This is a genomic window from Leclercia sp. GHBNCSD (assembly GCF_055805075.1).
This window is the reverse complement of sequence record NZ_JBQVYO010000001.1, coordinates 4,028,959-4,047,189: the sequence shown is the minus strand read 5'-3', so window position 1 is coordinate 4,047,189 and position 18,231 is coordinate 4,028,959. Positions and strand designations below refer to the sequence as shown.

Here is an 18,231-nt window from a genome sequence, read left to right as displayed (position 1 = left end):
ACAAATCAGTTTCGACAGAGAATATTTAGCTATGCTTAAATAACGTAGCGTGGATAAAAAAATTGTATTAATACTTTTAACAGCAGCGATCTGATAGTGAATTAAACAGTTGGTTTCACGTGACAGCAGCGAATGAAAATTTACCAGTTGGTAAATTTAATACGAAATTCATACGGATATCACAAAAAAATCCTGTCCGATCGGATGAACTAGAGTATGTTTCAGAGAAGCCCACGCGTACCGCTCCGTCGTGGTCCTCAGGTATTTGAAGTGCCGATAAATGAGACTGACCTATGTCGCCTTCAGGGTTTGATGCACTGGACATGCTTAGAACGCCCGTATGGTTGGTATCCCCGGTAACGGAGGATGTGCTGTTCGCCAATACGGCAGCCAAAATGCTCATGCAGAATGCGACGCTGGATGTCATGCGTAAAGGCGTTTGCTCGGCCCATGCGCAGGCGACGCTTGCGATGTATGTTCCCGATTTAAAGGCACGTCAGGAGATCGTCGAAGTCTGGAGCGTGCGGGTCGATGACCAGCCAACCAGCCTTACCTGTCACCTCTCGTTGGCCGTTTTTGACACGATCGGTGAGGTGATTGTCTTCGAAGGCGTCGCCCGACAGCCGGTAACGGGACTTAAAGCCACTCGCTCAGGCACCTATCAGCGCAAGAAACAGGGCTTCTACGCCCGCTTTTTCCAGACCAACAGCGCCCCGATGCTGTTAATCGACCCTGCCCGCGACGGCCTGATTGTGGATGCGAATCTCGCAGCCCTCAATTTTTATGGCTACAGCCACGAAGAGATGTGCAGCAAGCACACCTGGGAGATCAACACGCTGGGACGCAATATTATGCCGGTGATGATGGAGATCGCGCGCCTGCCCGGCGGCCATAAACCGCTCAACTTTATCCATCGCCTTGCCGACGGAACGACCCGGCACGTACAAACCTATGCCGGCCCCATTGAGATATACGGCGATAAGCTAATGCTCTGCATCATTCATGATATCACCGAGCAAAAACGGCTTGAGCAGGAGCTGGAACACGCCGCGCTGCGCGACTCGCTTACCGGGCTGCTCAACCGCCGCCAGTTTTATCACCTCACCGATCAAACCTCACCAAACCATCTGCCGGCACAGCAGGAGTTCAGTCTGTTGCTGGTGGATACCGATCATTTTAAGCGTATCAACGATCTGTTTGGGCATCAGAAAGGCGATGAGGTGTTGATTGCCCTCGCGCGGATGCTGGAAAGCGGTAGCCGTAAAGATGATTACGTGTTCCGCTGGGGCGGCGAGGAGTTTGTCCTGCTGCTGCCCCGCACGTCACTGGATGCGGCCATGCAGATCGCAGAGACCCTGCGCACGGCAATCGCCCGCATTGCCATTCCCGGTCTACCCCGCTTTACTGTAAGTATTGGCGTTGCGCGGCATAACCCGGACGAGAGTATCGACGATCTGTTTAAGCGCGTGGACGATGCGCTCTATCGCGCCAAAAATGATGGTCGTAACAAAGTGCTGGCGGCGTAACTGCGCCTGCTGGCGTCCTCTGTTTTTCACTTTATTTTTGAGGAGTGGTGATGATGAGCAAGAAGATCCTGATGCTGGTCGGCGATTACGCGGAAGATTATGAAACCATGGTCCCCTTTCAGGCTTTGCAGATGATTGGCCATCAGGTTGATGCGGTCTGCCCTGATAAAGCTAAAGGCGATTTTATCATGACGGCGATCCATGATTTTGACGGTGCCCAGACCTACAGCGAAAAGCCCGGCCACCGCTTTGTTCTCAATGCCGATTTTACTACGGCGAAAGAGGCAGATTACGATGCCCTGTTAATTCCCGGCGGACGCGCGCCGGAATATTTACGCCTGAATAAGAAGGTACTCGAACTGGTGCGGGCCTTTGACAAGGCAGGTAAGCCGATTGCCGCCGTTTGCCACGGCCCACAGCTGCTGGCTGCCGCTGGCGTTCTTAAAGGACGAACCTGTAGCGCCTACCCGGCCTGCGCGCCAGAGGTCCGCCTCAGCGGTGGCGAGTATGCCGATATTGGCATCGACCAGGCGCACGTCGACGGCAATCTGGTTACCGCGCCCGCCTGGCCTGCCCATCCGCAGTGGCTGGCAAAATTTGCTGAGGTATTGCAGCAGTAAGCGGCTAAAGAGAGCCGTGACAGGCTGGTGGTTTCAGGCCAGCCTGTCGATATAGTTATTAATTGCTGACATCCATTTTTTAGCTCTTTATTTCAGAAGCAGATGTCACCATCGTCACCCACAATGGTCGGTCAACGACGCCTTCGCCACTTATAGTAAGCTGCGGTTTACCCTCGGAAATGTGTTCAACTGCACACGCAATCACTGACCAGGGTGCAGCAGGACCAGGATAGCCCAGGCTAGTGTCCAGATTGTACAAATCCTGTCCTATGTTTACAGGGCTCGACATGGCCATCAGTCCTGTAGCGATAGCCTGACTCCACTTCGCATTAACCCCTACCAGCCAGCCCACTGAAACGTCTTTAGCCTGGATCGGAACCCAATCTAACGCGCGTTCAAGAGCATAATGAAAATCTTCGTTACTCATCCCATGCATACGCTCCGGGCGATGTAAGAGAGCTAGCGGCTTCAGGCTATCAGCTTCCTGTGGATGGCTTCTCAACAATAAACCAACCACAACCTCTGCTGTCCCTTCAATCTCTTCGGGAGCCACCTGCACCGCGACGATCAATAACATCGCCCGGCTATCCATATTACCGTCCAGCCATTCATCCACCACCTCAAGCCCTCTGCCTTCAATATACGTTACTGGTTGCCGGATCTGGCTTGCAGCCCAGCACCGGTGCCAGATTAACTGTATCTGACGTTGAGACAATCGACTGTTGCTCTCCACAAGCACTGTGAGGGGTATATCGGCTGGAACAGATGCGAGCGCGTGACTCATTTCCTCGAGGGTATCACTTAATTCTCTACTCATAAGCTGTTCTGGCGTCTCGTCATCAATAAGAGCCAGCCGGCTATGACGTTTACCTTCATCACTTTGCCAGGAGGCTTGAGTTCTTAAAGCCTGATTCTTACCCTGCAGAGCCTTCCTTTGCATTTGGCCATCTCTATCGCCATGCTCACGCAGAGCAGTGCGCAGACTGACATCTAAAACAGCCAGGCAACGTCGCCCCCTTTGGATTTGGTGTTGAAGAATTTGTTCACGTACTTCATTACTCCCATCAGCCGTTGCTTGTACTCCTCTATACCAGACGATGCGTACCAACAGCAGGCTCATCCAAATCAGGGCTGGAAATACAAGCGCCGTTTCCCAAAACTCTGCTGCATCAATTACAGATTTCCCTTGGTTGTTCAGAATTGCCCAGGCCGTACCGACCAGGCATCCGCCCAGCAGTAATAACAGCCATAGCCACCATTTGGGCAATTCGGGCTGGGGAGCGGGTGCAGGATTTTGTTTCAGATTTACAGGCATATTTAACGTACCGCCGCTTGTGGCAAGCTGGAAATTAACTGGCAGCCACAAGCGCACCGGTGGCCATGGAATGCAACGGGTACACCGTGATCCATAAAAGTGGGATGCCCTTCAGCAATAACATTTTGTCCATGACCTATGATTGGGCAAAATACAGGATCCCCCAACCGCGCCACGCCGATGCCCCCAAATTTCATATTAAGGGAGCCACTTAGCACTTTACCTCCACCGGTATGCGTATCGCCTATACGAATGATTCCTTTCATGGGTTTACTCCCCTTAGTTGCGTTAACAACGCTGCGATCGCTTACTGCTCATAATAAAGAGCAGTAAGTGATGCATTTGTTTTGGATAAAAATCGATTAGCTGCAGAAACGCATAGCCGCTTATGGAGCTCAACTTGCCGCTGCGACACAGCAGCCGGGCTAGGCTGGTTTAGTCGAAATCAGGGGATTCGGGCAGCGGCCTGCCCGTCTCCGGGTTGAGCTGCTTCGCTTTCGCCAGCGCCGCTATCAGCGCCGCGCTGGGTTTTGGCGGTGGCACATTGGCCTTCCACGCTTCCAGCCATTTAAGTCTGCCATCCCACTCCGGGAGCGGCGCAGGTGGCAGTGGAACGATATCGTTGATATCCGGGACCGTCGGGTGTGCCCAGGAGTATTTTGCCAGGATACGCCAGATTACCTTGTACCTACGAGCACGTTCAGTATCTTTTTGCTGCCCCATGTAATCCAGAGAATCCCCGGGATCCGGTCCAAGAAAGGTATCACTCAACCAGGCCGCCGATGTTTCATCTCCGGCAGCGACACCCAGCTGGAAAACCTCTAGTGCCTCCTGATATTGCTTGCTAATTTTCAGATCAACCCCCAAAGCCCTTGCAGCCTCACCATTACCCTGTTCAGCAGCACAATTGAACATCTGTCGGGCAATATCAGGCGCCATATCCGCAGGTGCCAGTTTACCCCCCACATAAGCTTGGGCCTGGGGATTGCCCTCATCTGCCGCCTTGCGGTAATAGCGCAGCGCCATCTCCGGATCCTGCGCCAGTCCTGCCGCACCGTGCTCCAGATAGATGGCAATAAAGTAGTATCCGGTCGCTATTTTTGCATCGATCAGTTGCTGACTCAGGCGCAGGCGCTCAGGACTGCTCAGCGAAAATCGCCCGCGCAGTGCCCCGTTCTGCAGGTTGATACTGGCTTTGTAATGCCCGTTTTCTGCCGCGATACGATACAGTCGCGCAATTTCCACATCCACCGTTTTATCCCGGTTAATCAGATTGTTTTTCTGCAACCAACGGGCATAGTTAAACAGCACATCTGTATCAGCCGACGCCTCAGGAATAATCTGATGTTTACAGGTAAACGCCAGCCGGGCGTTAATATCGGTCAGCGGGTCCATGGGCGCATCCTTGTGGGTATTGTTCTGGTCACAGGCGACCAGAAGCAGGCAGAATTAAATTAAGAGTCGTTTCATCAGTCCAGGTCACTCAGCGTCGGTTTGTTATAGAAGAATTTAATCAGTGAAGCTTCGGGACGTTTTTTTCCTGAGCCCTGATATTTTTCATTTTTATCCAGAAGATCCCCCCATTCCTTAAATGCCTTCGCCGGATCATCCTGCCCCCCTTTCCCATTAGTATGCAGATTCCATAACCGCCGCCGTAGATCCCGCGTCACGCTGGCCCACTCATGGGCAATATTCATTTCACTGTCGACCTGCATACTGCGCGTATTGATATTGGCTGAGCCATGTGTGGTAAACACATCATTCACAATCATTAATTTGGAATGAATATAAACAGGCATCCATTCATCCGCCGGCGAGTCTGGTGCGACTAATGAACAGATATGAACCTTCAAGCCGGGGCGTTCTTCAGGCAGTATCTCACTGTTTTGAATTTCATCCGCCCTCTTTTTAAAATCAGCGATTTTCTCACTTACCTCGCGGTTATATTTATTTATTTCGCCCGGGTCGATATACCCAGGCGCACTACTGAACCTTTCTTTACTAAGTTGGCCGACCTTACGCAGTCTGGTCACTTCAGGAATAGTATTAGCCTGGCCGAGCGTCTCCAGCATGCGCTGGGTATTAACGGTTCCGGCGCCAATACCTTCATCTGTTACGTTAGTCACAACAAAAAGATATAATTCGCGTCCCGCTTTACTTTGTCTTTTCGCAATCTGATTAATTAAATCTGCCAGCGGCGGCCAGCGGAAATACTGATTTTCGATATAGATAAATTGTGTCGCATTATTCACAGCCTTCAGGTAGAGCGTTTCAATATCCTGTTTTCCTGCCTGCGCCTGAGTTCGTAATAACTGTGCCAGCAGCGGCGTACCTTGATCAGGTCTTGGTTTCAGATTTTTAGCCACAACAGCAGCATTGCGGATAGTCAGCAGATCCTGACCGGTTTCTTTATACCACGCCGTGGCAAAATTATGGTGAAGATGCTCCAGAATCGGGCCGGTGACCTGGCTGGAAATATCCTGCCGCGGCAGTTTACCATTCTGTCTGTAAACCAGTTACTGATGCCCTGACGCTGAATATGGCTTTCGGAAGAGTGAAGTTACGTAACTTCAGCAGCGCCAACGGCCCTTCGCCAGCCTCGGTTCGCAGGGTATAGTTCAACGGCCTGCCGTCGTGCGCTCGCCAGCTCAGACTCCAGCTGCTTCCCGATCCGGCATAACGACTTACGGTGGCCTGATCAAGCAGGCGAATCCAACCCCAGACGCCGGACATGTCAGCATACTGCCGTGTTCCGGCCTGGGTGCTTACCCAGCTGAGGGCCGCACCTGGACCCTCTGTATCAGCAGGCCAGTTAATCCTTTTCCAGGTGGGCATCTGATTCATATAGGTGAGCTTCTGGCTGTCGATCACCAGCGTGGTTTGCATAATGCCATCGGCCGTACCGGGGCGAAGCTCAAACGACAGCCCGGCCTCCCCTCGAGTAAACACCACATCAGAAATGTGGCTCAGGGTATCCACTGCCTGTAAGAATTCCGGATTAAAGGTCAGGCCCTGAGCGTTGATGCTGTCCGGTACCCAGTGACTCCCCTCTTTATGGAGCACGCCATTAAGTCGAGTCTGCAAAAAGCGGGTGATACGCCCGGAATCGGCATTAAGGTATTTCGCCAACAAAGGAAGCGACACCTCGCCGCTCGCATCTTTAAACGGATATCGTCCACCAAAAGCCGTATTCCAGTCATTTACCACTGCACTTTGCCACTGCGAGTTAAGGCTTTCTGCTGCAGGCGTCAGTACCTGTTGCCAGGCCTGCTCCATCGGACGCACAAATACCGTCTGCCCGAAACCACTCCACTCCTGGCCGAGCCCCGCCGCCACCAGACTGCCGTAATCGCGGGTTTCGGTTAAATCCACCGCCTTACCCTGGAACACCGTCTGCGCCAGCGCCTGGGTCATTGCCTGTGGGTCGGTGGCATTGGTCACCTGCTGCAGGCGCAGGCGCACCTGAGTGACGCGGGTGAGGAAGGTCTGCAGGTTCAGACTGCTGGTCTGTGTTCCCCCCTCGCGATTGTCCATCAGCGCCAGCACCGGCCCGAAGGTGGCATCCAGCGGACCGTGTGTCCCCCGGCTCTGGTCAATGACCGGCTGTTTATTACTGTCGAGCAGGTTTCTTGCAGATTTAACCAGTGAATCCGCTATCGCCTCGCCGGTCTCACCGGTACGTCCCTGAACGTTAAGCGTGTTCATCAGCGCCACCAGAGGCGACTGACGGACATCCGCCATCAGGGTGAGTTGGTCAATGGCATCTGACAGGGTGGCAGTTTTTCGAAGCCGCAGGCTGTTGAGAAAATCCAGCCAGGCGCCGCTGTAATCCGCGAAATAGCGTGCCGTCAGGCGTTGTTTCAGCGCCTCCGGCGAGACCTGCTGCGTCATGCGTTGCTGGCTGTCACTCAGCACCCAGTCCATTTCTTCGCGACGTTCCTTTACTATCTTATCGATGGCGGGCAGTACCGCTTCGTCCCAGGCCTGTCGGGTAAACATGCCCGGTACCACCTCATCGGTGGTGAACAGGCGCTCGGCGTCTGTGTCACCGGTCATGTCCGCCAGACGCATATCGGCATACTGGTTCGCCACCTGAGCGAGCATCTTCTGGTAGAGCGTGGACTCGCTGTTGCGCCTCCCCATCTGGCCTATTAACAGAGTGCGAGCCTGGCTCACCAGCATATCGTCGGCATGCAAACGCCACTGAGGATGTGACGCAAGGCTGGCACCGTAAAATTCCAGCAACGATGGCCCACTGCCCTGCCAGATACTGCTGGTTGAGCCTGAAGGCTGCGGCCAGTTACGCATCAGCGTGGCGGAGAACCACGCGGCGTCCATTTTTTCCGGACGTGCGAGCATCAGGTACAGCTTTAACTGATCGTAAGCGGATTTTGCCAGCCTTTCACGCAGCGGGCTTTCTGGAGGGAGTTGCACGAATGCATACAGCTCCTGGTGAAGATGCTTTGCAGCCGCATCGCGCAATAGCGGCTGTGCCAGTTCCCCGTAGCGCGGATAGAGTGCCGACAGCAGAGCATTGTTCTGGCTCAGGCCGCCACGGGTGTACCAGGGTACGCCGTGCCGTGAGCGGTATTCCAGCCGGGCAAGGGTCTTCTGTAGTTCAGTCAGGGCCTGCAAATGTGCTACCGGCGGCTGCTTTTCTGCCGACGCCTTCTGCAGTTGCTCCTGTGCAGTTGCCACCAGACTGCGGTTTGCAATAAATGAGACAGCCATCGACGCGCCCCAAAGGAGGAGCAGAGCAGCAGCGGTGAGGGCATATGCCTTCGTCCAGGAAAACCCCGTTTTCTGCGCCTGTAGTCCAGCGGGTAAAGAGAGAACAGAATCCTGAATGATATCCCAGCGGTTATCACGTCCCCAGTGATGTTTCACGCTGCGTTCACCGCCGACAGTCGCCGGGCTGAAGACCACGCCGGCCAGCGGCAGCGGACGGTACGGATTAACCAGCACTGATAACGGCTCCGCTACCGTTTCCGGTTTACGGGTAAGCTGGTCGGCCAGGCTGAGCAGGAAATGATATTGTGGGTCAGTGCATGCCTGCTGTATCCCCTGCCCGGTCAGGTGCGGTATCAATCCGGCCAGTTGTGCGGCGAGCGTCTGCGGAGAGCATTTTGCGGGCAACAGGCAGCCCACTGGCTGAGTGATGCGTCCCGGCTGGTCACCGGAACAGGAATGCAGCGACCAGACATACAGGGGAAGTTTCCAGCCCAAGACTACATAGCGGCGGCTCAGGGCATGGGATAGTAAATCCATGGTGTCCAGTGAGAGTGCGGGACTCGCGCTGCCCTCTATATCTGGCAGTCTGTCCAGACCTGACGTCACCCAAACCATACCGTCCGCGGGGCGACGGCGCAGTTTACGTAGAGCAATCAGCCAGTCGGAATCCAGATGGGTCGCCGGATCACCCCCCCACAGCAACAGTGTTCCCTGATCTTCCTGCCAGAGTTCCTGCGTGAGTTTTGGGGTGAGCCGCTCAATATCAACCACGCTTCCGGTAACGAGCAAAATACGGGTTTTGCGTGACCATGTGCGACCGTAAATATGGCGAAGATACAGACGAATACTCTTGAGCTCCTCATTGTATTTGCCCACTTGAGCAGATAATAAATCGTCCCGATGAGGTCTTTTGCCTGACAATTCCCGGAGTTGCTGGATAAAGCTCTGTGAGATGAACCACTGCCCCAGCCGGGCAAATACATCGTCAAAGAAAAGAATAAATAAACAAGCACCAGCTACAGCCAGCGATAAAGCCAGTTTTTCCTCTGTAGTAATAAGATGAACGAGAGGGTTTTCAATCCAGATAAGAAAGCCACCGACGACCACAATCAGCAGGATAATTAACCATGAACTGAGGCGCTTTTTCTTTTTCACATCGCTTTCCTTTGCGTAAGATTAAGCGGGACGGACAATCACCATTTGTATGGTTTTAGCGTCAGCTATCAGCCATTGAGCCAACCCTGAAACAGTAGCGTGCTCACAAGCGCAAATTAACATGATGTTGCCTACAGCCGTCCCCGGTTTGCCAAAAACATCATCCAAAATCATTTCTCCTTTCTTTCCTTTCAAATAGCCCTGCTTATCCATTGATTGAAGAAGGTTAACCAGCACATCGCCATTTACCTGCGAGCGCCATAAATACCAGGGTGAATCGGGGATCATCTTTCCCCAGCAAGCCACATCAGTAACAGATTCGTCATTTCTATCAACAACAACCGGACGATGTATCCAAATTTGCGGCTTTGTGTGCTGCCGCTCCAGCCATGAGGGAGATGCCAGCAATAGGGCAGATACTGATTCCGCTTGTTGATTGCGGGGCTGGAGAAACAAATTGATCTCAATGGAAAGAACAAGCGATGCATCTTTCCTGTCAAGCCATTCATCTATCCACATCACTCCATCGTTATGCTTAACAATATTGACTCTATGTACAGCAACTGATGCCGGAAATATCTTTTGCCAGATATCGAGAATATGTTCATTGTCCAGCGTGCCATCATGAAGAAGGCGGACAGACAGATTACCGGTAAACTGAAGCAACTCAGCATTCAGTTGGCTGACAACATGTTTAAGTAATGACTCAAGCCGTGACTGATATCCTGTTTCAAGGAATATTGTTAATGGAGGAGAAAGTGAGGCCGTAGTCAGCACAGACTGGTGGGTCAGAGAATACTGTGTCTGAAGGGCTGTCCCACCTCGTAAAAGCGCTACAACAAGTTTGTTACTGGCAATCGGTGTAACATAGCTCATTCCCAGTACGCCAACTGCTCGTTGACCCAGAATAATTTGCTCGTCATACTGTTTCTGATGTAAATGATTCCACCAAAGTATGCGATCGCGTTTGTTCTCATAGTGCCGCAACCGGATAATGTAACCTGCCAGCCCAAAAGCGAAAGGGGTCACCAGCGTACAGTACCAGAACCAGGCAGAATGCGTGGATAGCCCCCTGGGCCAGAGATAAAGCGCCAGTGTTGCCCCCGCAACCACACATAATGCAATTACAATTAACCAGCGCGACTTATCCGGAGGAAGAGGTAGCTGCTTCATCTTCGGGTTTTGTTTAAGATCAACTGGCATAAATTAGCGCTTTCCGGCATTGGGTAATGAAGAAATCAACGTACAACCACAGCCACAACGATGACCATGCAGAGCAACTGGCTTTCCATTAATCTTTGAGCCTTCATCACCCTCTATAATATAAGTCTCGCCATGTACGGGACAGAATACTTTATCCATTAGGCAGGCTACTTCCAGCCCCATAAATTTCACACCGGAACTACCTTCAAGTACGGTGCCACCATGGGTAGTTTTATCATAAATACGAATAACACCATGCATAATCCCTCCTTATGCCAGAAAATACATCGTCCCGAATAAGACTATCAATATAAGAATCGACCAAGCCAAATTGAAACAATACTTACCAACAAAGCTTTTTTCGATCCACCAACCGGATTTATTAATCACCTCAAAAACAGGGTTTTTCTATCTGCGTTACTAAATTCATCAGAGTGTTGTTCTCCAATCGTACCATCCGTTTTTATTCCCCATGATTTTCCGAAACTAAACTCCTTGCGCCTTCCCCATTGCGCTTGTTTCTTGAAACCAACTCGGCCTGTACTTATCCCCGCTTTGATTGTCGGGTATTGACTCAGATCACAGCTCGCGCAACTGATTAATAAACCAGAAAAACCACTGTTCAATAAAACAATTTTTAATGATCTGTCCCTGACACCCGAACTCGCTCAAGAACGGTTCCGCCAGGGGAGTTTTTTCATTAATACGAATGCATAAAAATCTACCTGCAAAATTAATGCTCGACTGGTTCAGAAAGGTTGACCACACAACGTGCTGTTTGGTTAGGTAAAACTATACTGTCTTCAGGAACACGCGGTGAACGAAAGGTTCGTCCCACTGTTGAACCAACTATTCCATTGTAGGTATCTGAAGACCTCGCCACTTTCTGATATCCCTTTCCTTTGTATTTGAACTCAGGTTTTTCAGGTCCCTGAGGATCCTTTGTGGGTGAGTTTTTATAATAATCAGGATCATACCAGTCACTGACCCATTCGAAGCCGTTTCCGGCCATGTCGTAGATACCAAGGGGGTTGGGTGGAAAAGCATCACCCGGTAAGCTGGAGTAAGACCTCAGATGGGTTCCACTTTTTAAGGCATATTGTTGCCTGTCAAATTCAGTACCAAGATTGATGCCCCTGTTTTTTCCGCCGCTGTGAAATTCAATGTCTGCTTTGCCCGTATTGGTGGGTAAAACCACAAATTGTCCGCGGCTTCGGGCGGCGTACTCCCACTGCGCTTCGGTTGGCAGGGAGAAAGGCAGGCCCGTCATTTTCCCCAGCCAGGCGCAGTAATCTGCCGCCTCATACCAGTCAATTTGAGCTGGTGTTTGAGGCGTCGAATTAAAATCAGACCACATTTTTTTATAAGCTTTGGTGACTGCTCTCTTCGTTAAATAATTATAAAGAATATAAAAATCAAAATCACTATTACTTATTTTGAACTTGCTCATTGAGTAACTGGTCAGTTCCACCCTGTGCAGGGGTTTGCTGTCCGGATAAGGGTCAATCTGACCGCCATATAGTTTCTCGCCAAAGTCCCCCATTTCAAAATCACCGCCTTCGACAAAAACGAGGTTTGTTTTTATACTTTTAATAAAGTTATTTAGTTCTGCCTGGCTCACCTTTTTATCATTTTCCGGCGATTCCGGTTTATCACAACCAGTTAACAACAACACAGATATTATTATGCTAAGTAATTTTTTCACAGATATCATTCCTCAGGCCAGTGCCTGATGATCAGAGAGTGGGCCAAATTCACCCATCCGGGGATATAACGGGTTAGTGCCCTGCGCCAGTTTATAATCGAAGGTATTATTCATTGCCAGATCATAGCCCCACGCGACCTGATCACGAATGCGGGACTTAATGATGTCCAGCTCATCATCACGGTTCAGGCCTTTCTGTAAAAAACTAGTTATTGACGGAAACGGGAGAGTTGACCACACAACGTGCTGTTTGACTGGGTGGAATACTGTCTTCAGGAACACGCGGAGAACGAAAGGTTCGTCCCACTGTAGAACCTGTTATTCCGTTATAGCTGTTTGAAGATCTCATGACTTTCTGATATCCCTTTCCGTCATATTCGAATTCAGGCTTTTCAGGTCCCTGAGGATCCTTGGTGGGTGAGTTTTTATAATAATCAGGATCATACCAGTCGCTGACCCATTCGAAGCCGTTTCCGGTCATATCGTAGATACCAAGGGGGTTGGGCGGATAAGCATCACCCGGTACATTTGATAATTCTTCAAGATGCGTATTATTCTTTCTTGCGAATAATTTTCGATCGTAACTGGTACTTATGTTTATTCCACGATCTTTTCCTCCGCTGTGAAATTCAATGTCTGCTTTGCCCGTATTGGTGGGTAAAACTATAAATTGTCCGCGGCTTCGGGCGGCGTACTCCCACTGCGCTTCAGTTGGCAGGGAGAAAGGCAGGCCCGTCATTTTCCCCAACCAGGCGCAGTAATCTGCCGCCTCATACCAGTCAATTCTGACGGGTGTTTCGGGCGTACTGTTATACTCTGTCCAATCATCCTTCAATGCAGCGCGCACTTCTCTTACTGAGTGGTGATGATAATCCAGAAACAGATGATAATCCCGGTTACTGATTTTGAATTTGCTCATTGAGTAGCTGGTCAGTTCCACCCTGTGCAGGGGTTTGCTGTCCGGATAAGGGTCAATCTGACCGCCATATAGCTTCTCGCCAAAGTCCCCCATTTCAAAACCACCGCCTTCGACAAAAACCAGGTTTGTTTTTATATTTTTAATAAAGTTATTTAGTTCTGCCTGGTTCACCTTTTTATCATTTTTCGAGGATTCCGGTTTATCACAAGCAGTTAACAACAACACAGATATTATTATGCTAAGTAATTTATTCACAGATATCACTCCTCAGGCCAGTGCCTGATTATCAGAGAGTGGGCCAAATTCCCCCATCCGGGGATATAACGGGTTAGTGCCCTGCGCCAGTTTATAATCGTAGGTATTGTTCATTGCCAGAGCATAGCCCCACGCGACCTGATCACGAATGCGGGACTTAATGATGTCCAGCTCATCATCACGGTTCAGGCCTTCCTGTAAAAAGGTCCGAAGCTCGGATTCCTGCCAGGATACCAGTGCGTCCTCACTCATCGGATGCGACAACGCCAGATCCGTTCCATCCTTCGAACAGTGGGTCATCACTTTTGTCCATTCACGTCTGGTCTGGATAGTAGACAGAATATTGATAATAGCTTTCTTGCGGTCATGATAAATATCCGGAATAAAGCCATCACCTCGATTGTTAATATCAACATGATCCCAGAACCCATGTCGTGTAAGCAAATACAATAAGTTCCCCTTTGCTTCGGGAGTAAAACTCAATAACCTTTCAGGAATGGTGTTTAATTCTTTTGCAAGTTGGTTTCGCTTTGAAGATGCATTGACTCCATCAGTCATATCTTCCTGGAACTCTTTAAAAGTAGTACGAATAGTGTCAACCATCGTGTCTATTTTATCAAGCAACTGTACAACCTTATCCTTCATATCAGAAATCAGCATGACACATATTTTGCTATACGCTTTAAATGCATCCTCGACAATCAATTCAAAGAAATGATAATCCAGCCCATATAGCTGATAGGCCAGCCAGGCACCGAAATCTGCCAGCTTTTCGTAACCCACCTCGCATAAAAAAGCCCCTTTGGCTCCAAGACCACAACACAAGCTGGCTGCGATTTTAAAGCAAAACTTACCGTTCAAGAATGTACAATAAAAGGTTGCCCCTCCCCCCAGGCCAGCCATACCGGTAATGCTGGAGCCTATGGTACAAAAATCAACGTATTCAGCGGCAGCTTTTGCCTCCTCTCCCATTTTTCCCTGGTACGCTGTCGCGGCAACAGGCTTTAACCACTGAACACCGCCCTTCAGACCAGCTTCTACTTTCGCCCCGCCAAATAGCTCGGCGCTGCTGGTTACACCTTCATCGCCTTCCTTCATCTTCTTGTGGAATGCCTTGCCGGAAATACGACGCTCATTAAAACGAGGAAGGGTATTTTCGGGATCGCGTTTTCCCATCAGAATCTGTTTTGCACCAATTGTGGTGACCTGTAACTGGCTTTCTATCTGGGCAGAGGCACCAACAAATCCAATCAGTTCGGTTTCTAAATACAGGCGAAGCATGCCCATATTCAGAATATCAGCGTTTTCAGGTGTGTACGCCAGCGGCCAGCCCACGCGGTCAGGAAGGTAATAGGTTGCACTGGCAGAGCCTTGTGCAATAGCAAGAACAGCGGAAGCTTCTCCTTTTATAGATAACTTTCCATCTTTGGCATCCCATTCTCCGCTGGCACCAGCGTTGGCAGTAAAGCGCATGAATTGTGCACCGGCAGACACATCAACATGATTACCAATTTCTTTCCCGTCAACAATCAGGCTATTATTCCAGCAATCCGCCCAGTCTGTCAGCGTTTTATCGATTTCTCCGATATCTTCTTTATCCAGGCTGAATAACTCAATACTGGTATCAGGTTTCGGAAATTCTGCTTTCGTGAGCTGTTCTTTTAGCTTTTGGGTATCAATACCTTTCCGGTTACCGTTTATATCATAAATAAAAATGCTTTCGGCAGCAGAGGCTTTGTCTTTTGCCTTGAGTGAAACGGTATGTTTCTTTCCGGCTCCCAACTGGTCGTAGTATCCCTTTTTTACGTACACATATTTACTACCGGGGCCGGAGCGCCGCCCGTGCTTCTTCTTTGTAATAACCGGTATCAGTTCGACAACGGTCTCATAGCCTGCCGGAGTGAAGTCTCCCAGTTTGTCCCGCAACGCAGCTTTTTTCTCATCCAGAATTTTTTGCTGCGTTGTAGCACTGTCCTCAAGCTCAAATTCCGCAGCGTTTTCGGAAGGGGTACTGAATGCATTGCCATAATTTTCAACAGCTGAAGAGTAGGCCTTACCAGCCTCATGTACATCATTCACTGCTGACAGTAACTCACCCCAGTGACGATCAAAATCATCGCAGGCCTCTTCAGCAAGGATTATCAGTTCTTCAGTATCCGGTCTAAAATAAACAGTGGCAGAAGCGTGGTACACATCCACAGCATTACCATTTTTCTTGCTTAGTGTATTTTGTGCTACAGGTTCACTTTTTCCGTTCATTTTTGTCAGTCCCTTTACTCAAAAAACAAATTAATTGAGTCTGGATCGAGGCCATAATGAGATTGTGTTATGCCATTTTCATCCGTCACTCCCCGGATAAGTTTTCCGTCCGCAGTTTCGATACGGTAAGGCACATAAGGCTTAGGCTGTTTAGTGGATGTATCCAGAATCCTGAACCCCCCATTCATCGGATTATGAAATTCAGGATCGCTAACCGATACTGGAGAAAGTGCCTGTTCTAATGAAGCACTGCCTCCCCATAAAATATTTGCACTTTTTAGATTTATTTTACCTGGTGCACCAATTTCCACCGAGCCATCTTTGATTTTGATATACGCCCCACCTTTACTGGTCAGCGTAATACCCTGAGCAGCGTTCAGTACAATTTCACTACTGACACTATTAATGTTCATTGTCTTATTAGATTGAAGACGCAGAGCACCGGTCTGTGCCTGAATATCCACGGTACCTTTGGCGGCAAATAACTTCATTCCCATTTTCTGGGCAAACAAACTGATAGCTTCACCTGCCGCAACTGTAAACTTCTTAATTATACTTATATCCGCATTCCCACCCGCTGTCGCGGTCAGAGTATGGCCTGCGGAAAGCTGAATAGTTTTCGGTGTAACCAGACCAATACCCGCCGGAGCGGAAGCCAGTAGCCCCGCATCTTTTAACTGTGCAAGCATATTGCCAAGCTGCTGTTGAGAAGCTATATCGGCTTCCAGCGCACCTGATACACTCGCACTCTGCGCTAGCGCTGTCACCAGTTGCAACGCACCCTGTAATTGAGCGATCGCCGCGTTCATATCCAACATCTGTCCCTGTGCTTTCGGCTGAGCATCGGCACTGAGAAAGATCCCTTTCCCCCCTCTTATTGTGACCCAGTCATCGGTGCGCAGCTCAGCACCTTCTCCCCGTAATCCCCTCGACGCATCCACATTATGTCCCAGGTTCAGCTGCGTCTTGCCGCCATATTCGGTGCTGAGCTTGATATGCTCCTCGCCGCGCTTGTCCTCCATCCGCAGCTTATTATTGGTCGGCGTGCGGATTACATTGCGCGTGCTGTTCTTCTCCGTTACGTGGTCAACATGCCGCGAGTCGTGCAGCGCATGGGCGATATACGGCCTGTCAGGGTCGCCCTCATGGAACGCGATCGCCACCTCCGTTCCCTGGATCAGTGGAAAGTGGAAGCCGTACACGTCGCCACCGTAAGGTTTGGCGAGACGCACCGGCATGCTCTCCTGCCCCTGCGCCTTACCGTCCCGGTCAGCATCGAATTTCACCCGGTACAGGCCGGAGGCATCCTGCCAGGCATAGATATCATTGGCTTTAGCGCTGGTGACGCGCGCCGTCATGGTGCCCGTCACCTTGGGGCGCGGCAGTAGCGGCGGACGCCAGCACACCGTTTCGCTGTATGGCACGCCAAAAATATCTACCTGAAGAGCGCTCTTGCGGCTGGCGGTAAAATGCGTGCTGATGAGCAGCACCGGTTCCTGTAATAGAGCTGGCAGGGTTGGAGGCAAATTGTCGGTAATGGTCAGAACCTGAGCGGGAGCCAGCCACGCCGCAGTGCTGTGGCCTGTAATTTGCGACTGGTCTGCCATAAAACGTTCATGATCGAGGCGGGCATAAAAGTTGGCAGTCTCCGCCTGCGGGTCGATTTTGTCGCCACGCGCAAGATGACGTAGACGGTAGTGATAGGCATCGCCATAAGTCACCCCTTCGCCGTCCCCATGGGTCATATCCGCAGGCGCAGACTGCAATATGCTCTGTGCATCACGGTGGTTGTAATCCCGGGCTGTGACACTGGCTTCCACCACATTATGGGTAACATTCAGTCCCCACACCGATTCAGCACCGTTGTCGCTCATCCCTGACGGGCTGTTGACTGGCAGGGTTTTACCAAACATCAGCGACCGCTGCGCATCGGCAAAATGCACCACCTCGCTTTGTGCGTCTTCCTGCAAGGTGAAGAAATAAAAAATCCCCACCTCAGCCAGCAGACGCTGGATGAAAGCCAGGTCGCTCTCCTGGTACTGGTTTATCTGCTCACGCTTCGGGTAGTTTTGTTTAAGATTAAATTCATATTCCCAGCCGTGCAGACCGTGCTCCTGCAGTATCAGCTCCACCACCTCCGGCACTGATTTATTGACAAAGAAACGGTGGGAGCGGAACTGCCTGTCCAGCAAGGATATAAAAGGTTTCAGGGTGATGCGGTACAGCGTCTGGTCGGCAGAGCCGGAGATACGTCTGAAATCCGTGATGACGCCGTGGACCTTTTTTTGCTCAGGCAACACCTCCAGTAACCCGGCCCCCATCGTCAGGGTTGCGGGTTTACGTAAAAACTCGCTGGCGTCAAGCTGCCTGTTAGTGCTGGTAAATATGATGTCATAGGCGTATATCCGGCTCATCCCTTCCATACCACTGAACTCTTCAACATCCAGCGGCCAGGTACAGGAGGGAATATCAAGGCGATAACGGTTCAGGGTTCCCGGCGTCGCAAGAGCGTTTTGCAGAGAGTCTTTTAAAGTCATTATTTT

13 protein-coding genes are annotated in these 18,231 nt (G+C 50.5%); 2 read left to right on the top strand and 11 right to left on the bottom strand.

Annotation, left to right across the window (positions count from 1 at the left end; all coding sequences use genetic code 11):
* The first annotated feature begins 293 nt into the window (after window positions 1-293).
* Together ACT3IC_RS19350 and ACT3IC_RS19345 are read left to right on the top strand one after the other, a co-directional pair.
* Window positions 294-1,526 carry a sensor domain-containing diguanylate cyclase gene (locus ACT3IC_RS19350; RefSeq protein ID WP_325941015.1) on the top strand — a complete coding sequence of 411 codons (1,233 nt, stop codon included), beginning with the start codon at window positions 294-296 and terminating at the stop codon, window positions 1,524-1,526.
* Window positions 1,527-1,579: 53 nt separating this feature from the next.
* Complete coding sequence (locus ACT3IC_RS19345; RefSeq protein ID WP_159339652.1) at window positions 1,580-2,146, top strand: DJ-1/PfpI family protein; 567 nt, start codon at window positions 1,580-1,582, stop codon at window positions 2,144-2,146.
* A gap of 79 nt (window positions 2,147-2,225) precedes the next feature.
* Here the strand turns inward: ACT3IC_RS19345 and ACT3IC_RS19340 are convergent, their stop codons facing one another.
* The 11 genes from ACT3IC_RS19340 to ACT3IC_RS19290 form a co-directional block, all read right to left on the bottom strand.
* Entirely contained in the window at window positions 2,226-3,461 is a 1,236-nt protein-coding gene (locus ACT3IC_RS19340) for a hypothetical protein (RefSeq protein WP_473478678.1), read from the bottom strand.
* Between the two features lie 2 nt (window positions 3,462-3,463).
* The gene (locus ACT3IC_RS19335) at window positions 3,464-3,727 is read right to left on the bottom strand and encodes a PAAR domain-containing protein (RefSeq protein ID WP_103179835.1); all 264 of its coding nucleotides are present in this window, start codon (window positions 3,725-3,727) and stop codon (window positions 3,464-3,466) included.
* Window positions 3,728-3,896: 169 nt separating this feature from the next.
* Window positions 3,897-4,856 carry an SEL1-like repeat protein gene (locus ACT3IC_RS19330; protein ID WP_473478675.1) on the bottom strand — a complete coding sequence of 320 codons (960 nt, stop codon included), beginning with the start codon at window positions 4,854-4,856 and terminating at the stop codon, window positions 3,897-3,899.
* Between the two features lie 74 nt (window positions 4,857-4,930).
* Window positions 4,931-5,827, bottom strand: coding sequence for a phospholipase D-like domain-containing protein (locus ACT3IC_RS19325; RefSeq protein ID WP_473478672.1), 897 nt, complete (start codon window positions 5,825-5,827; stop codon window positions 4,931-4,933).
* A 127-nt stretch (window positions 5,828-5,954) separates the two neighbouring features.
* Complete coding sequence (locus tag ACT3IC_RS19320) at window positions 5,955-9,347, bottom strand: ImcF-related family protein (protein ID WP_473478670.1); 3,393 nt, start codon at window positions 9,345-9,347, stop codon at window positions 5,955-5,957.
* A gap of 21 nt (window positions 9,348-9,368) precedes the next feature.
* The gene (locus tag ACT3IC_RS19315) at window positions 9,369-10,550 is read right to left on the bottom strand and encodes a hypothetical protein (RefSeq protein WP_473478667.1); all 1,182 of its coding nucleotides are present in this window, start codon (window positions 10,548-10,550) and stop codon (window positions 9,369-9,371) included.
* A 3-nt stretch (window positions 10,551-10,553) separates the two neighbouring features.
* Entirely contained in the window at window positions 10,554-10,811 is a 258-nt protein-coding gene (locus ACT3IC_RS19310; protein ID WP_103179839.1) for a PAAR domain-containing protein, read from the bottom strand.
* 472 nt (window positions 10,812-11,283) lie between these two features.
* Window positions 11,284-12,264: a formylglycine-generating enzyme family protein gene (locus tag ACT3IC_RS19305; protein ID WP_473478663.1), complete on the bottom strand. Its 981-nt coding sequence runs from the start codon at window positions 12,262-12,264 to the stop codon at window positions 11,284-11,286.
* 196 nt (window positions 12,265-12,460) lie between these two features.
* The gene (locus tag ACT3IC_RS19300; protein WP_236560458.1) at window positions 12,461-13,429 is read right to left on the bottom strand and encodes a formylglycine-generating enzyme family protein; all 969 of its coding nucleotides are present in this window, start codon (window positions 13,427-13,429) and stop codon (window positions 12,461-12,463) included.
* A gap of 12 nt (window positions 13,430-13,441) precedes the next feature.
* Window positions 13,442-15,688, bottom strand: a complete 2,247-nt coding sequence (locus ACT3IC_RS19295) for an ATPase (protein ID WP_473478660.1) — start codon at window positions 15,686-15,688, stop codon at window positions 13,442-13,444.
* A gap of 14 nt (window positions 15,689-15,702) precedes the next feature.
* On the bottom strand, window positions 15,703-18,225 hold the full coding sequence (locus tag ACT3IC_RS19290) for a type VI secretion system Vgr family protein (RefSeq protein WP_473478657.1): 2,523 nt from the start codon (window positions 18,223-18,225) through the stop codon (window positions 15,703-15,705).
* Between the last annotated feature and the right edge of the window lie 6 nt (window positions 18,226-18,231).

Coding starts and splice junctions, on each gene's coding strand:
- ACT3IC_RS19350 (WP_325941015.1), top strand. CDS start 294: ATGTCGCCTTCAGGGTTTGATGCACTGGACATGCTTAGAACGCCCGTA.
- ACT3IC_RS19345 (WP_159339652.1), top strand. CDS start 1,580: ATGAGCAAGAAGATCCTGATGCTGGTCGGCGATTACGCGGAAGATTAT.
- ACT3IC_RS19340 (WP_473478678.1), bottom strand. CDS start 3,461: ATGCCTGTAAATCTGAAACAAAATCCTGCACCCGCTCCCCAGCCCGAA.
- ACT3IC_RS19335 (WP_103179835.1), bottom strand. CDS start 3,727: ATGAAAGGAATCATTCGTATAGGCGATACGCATACCGGTGGAGGTAAA.
- ACT3IC_RS19330 (WP_473478675.1), bottom strand. CDS start 4,856: ATGGACCCGCTGACCGATATTAACGCCCGGCTGGCGTTTACCTGTAAA.
- ACT3IC_RS19315 (WP_473478667.1), bottom strand. CDS start 10,550: ATGCCAGTTGATCTTAAACAAAACCCGAAGATGAAGCAGCTACCTCTT.
- ACT3IC_RS19310 (WP_103179839.1), bottom strand. CDS start 10,811: ATGCATGGTGTTATTCGTATTTATGATAAAACTACCCATGGTGGCACC.
- ACT3IC_RS19305 (WP_473478663.1), bottom strand. CDS start 12,264: ATGATATCTGTGAAAAAATTACTTAGCATAATAATATCTGTGTTGTTG.
- ACT3IC_RS19295 (WP_473478660.1), bottom strand. CDS start 15,688: ATGAACGGAAAAAGTGAACCTGTAGCACAAAATACACTAAGCAAGAAA.
- ACT3IC_RS19290 (WP_473478657.1), bottom strand. CDS start 18,225: ATGACTTTAAAAGACTCTCTGCAAAACGCTCTTGCGACGCCGGGAACC.